General features: G+C 75.8%; 2 protein-coding genes. Both read left to right on the forward strand.

The genetic code is table 11. The features are described 5' to 3' along the window. The coding region (locus ABZ281_RS47085; RefSeq protein WP_356664732.1) for an NAD(P)/FAD-dependent oxidoreductase at positions 1-1,015 on the forward strand (1,015 nt) is incomplete at its 5' end. Beyond that, positions 1,012-1,902 carry a dihydrodipicolinate synthase family protein gene (locus tag ABZ281_RS47090; protein ID WP_356664734.1) on the forward strand — a complete coding sequence of 297 codons (891 nt, stop codon included), beginning with the start codon at positions 1,012-1,014 and terminating at the stop codon, positions 1,900-1,902. The genes ABZ281_RS47085 and ABZ281_RS47090, both read left to right, overlap by 4 nt. Positions 1,903-2,101: the final 199 nt, after the last annotated feature.

Consider the following 2,101-nt stretch of genomic DNA (forward strand, 5'->3'; position numbering starts at 1 on the left):
GGCCACCGGCGGCTACGAGCAGGTGCTGCCCTTCCCCGGCTGGACCCTCCCGGGCGTGGTGACGGCCGGGGGAGCCCAGGCCGTGCTCAAGGGCGGGCTCGTGGTGCCGGGGCGCCGTGCCGTGGTGGCCGGGACCGGGCCGCTCCTGCTGCCCGTGGCGACGGGGCTCGCGGCGGCCGGCGTCGAGGTCGCCGCACTCGTCGAGTCAACCCACCCCAAGCGCCTCGCCCGGCACACCCCCGCCCTGGCGGACAAGCTCCCGGAGGGCGCCGGATACGCCGCCGGGCTGCTGCGCCATCGCGTCCCGGTCCTCACCGGGCACACCGTCGTCCGCGCCCACGGCGACGACCGGCTGACCGGCGTCACCGTCGCCGCGCTCGACACCGACGGGCGCGTGCGGCCCGGCACCGCACGGCACCTGCCCTGTGACACCCTCGCCGTCGGCCACGGCATGCTCCCGCACACCGACCTCGCCGAGAGCCTCGGCTGCCGGCTCGACGGGTTCAACGTGGCCGTCGACACCGAGCAGAGCACGACCGTGCCCGGCGTGTGGGCGGCCGGCGAGGCCACCGGCATCGGCGGCTCCGCCCTCGCCCTCGCCGAGGGGCACATCGCCGGCCGCTCCGCCGCCGCCCGCCTGCGCGGCACCGCCCCCGAGCCGGCCCCCGCCGCCCTCAAGGCCCGTACGAAGCTCAGACGATCCGCCGCCGCCCTCGACTCCGCCTGCGCGCCGCCCGCCCACTGGCCCGAGCAACTCACCGACGGCACCGTGGTCTGCCGCTGCGAGGAGGTCACCGCGGGGTCCGTACGCGAGGCCCTGGACCTCGGAGCGGGCGACGAACGCACCGTGAAGCTGCTCACCCGGGCCGGGATGGGCTGGTGCCAGGGCCGGATGTGCGGCACCGCGATCGCCGGTCTCGCCGGCCACGCACCCACCCCGGCCAAGCGCCCGTTCGCCCGGCCCGTGCCGCTCGGCGTCCTCGCCCGGCAACACCCCCAGGAGGGACCGTCATGACCGAACACCGCCCCTGGCGCGGCGTCCTCGTCGCCACCGCGCTCCCGCTGAACGACGACCTCGCGGTGAACTACGACCGCTACGCCGAGCACTGCGCCTGGCTGGTCGAGAACGGCTGCGACGGCGTCGTGCCCAACGGCTCCCTCGGCGAGTACCAGGTGCTCACGCCGGAGGAGCGGGCCCGGGTCGTCGAGACGGCCGTGGCCGCGATCGGCGGGGAGCGCGTGATGCCCGGTGTCGCCGCGTACGGGTCCGCCGAGTCCCGTCGCTGGGCGGAGCAGGCCGGCGAGGCCGGCTGCCGTGCGGTGATGCTGCTGCCGCCGAACGCCTACCGCGTCGACGAGCGTTCCGTCCTCGCCCACTACGCCGAGGTCGCCCGGTCGGGGCTGCCGGTCGTCGCGTACAACAACCCGATCGACACCAAGGTCGACCTCGTGCCCGAGCTGCTCGCCCGGCTGCACGGCGAAGGGCACATCCAGGGGGTGAAGGAGTTCTCGGGCGATGTCCGCCGGGCCTACCGGATCGCCGAACTCGCCCCGGAACTGGACCTGCTGATCGGCGCGGACGACGTCCTGCTGGAGCTGGCCGTCGCGGGCGCCAAGGGCTGGGTCGCGGGATACCCGAACGCGCTGCCCCGGGCCTCGGTGGAGCTGTACCGCGCGGCGGTCGGCGGCGACCTCGACACCGCGCTGCCCCTGTACCGGCAGCTGCATCCGTTGCTGCGCTGGGACTCACGGGTGGAGTTCGTCCAGGCCATCAAGCTGTCCATGGACATCGCCGGCCGTCACGGCGGGCCCTGCCGTCCGCCCCGGACAACGCTGCTGCCCGGGCAGGAGGCGGCGGTCCGTGCCGCCACGGAGAAGGCCGTCGCGGCCGGGCTGGCCTAGGTCGTGTCCGCGAAGTCCCGTCGTCCGCCCGGAGGGCGGGCCCCGCGGCGTCCGGTGCGTGCTCTCGGCGTGCCGGGCGGAGCCCCTCGTACTGAACGTACTCAGGCTTCGTCCGGTGCGGCGAGGGGGGACCCCCTGCTCGAGCGGGATCGAGAGCTTGGGGGAGCGTGCCAGGCGCGACTTCGCGGACACCACCCAG

Origin of the sequence: Streptomyces sp. NPDC006265, assembly GCF_040613555.1 — a bacterium.
Taxonomy (GTDB): domain Bacteria; phylum Actinomycetota; class Actinomycetes; order Streptomycetales; family Streptomycetaceae; genus Streptomyces.

Excerpts from the sequence above, each read along its gene's own strand:
- ABZ281_RS47090 (WP_356664734.1), top strand. The coding sequence starts at position 1,012 with ATGACCGAACACCGCCCCTGGCGCGGCGTCCTCGTCGCCACCGCGCTC.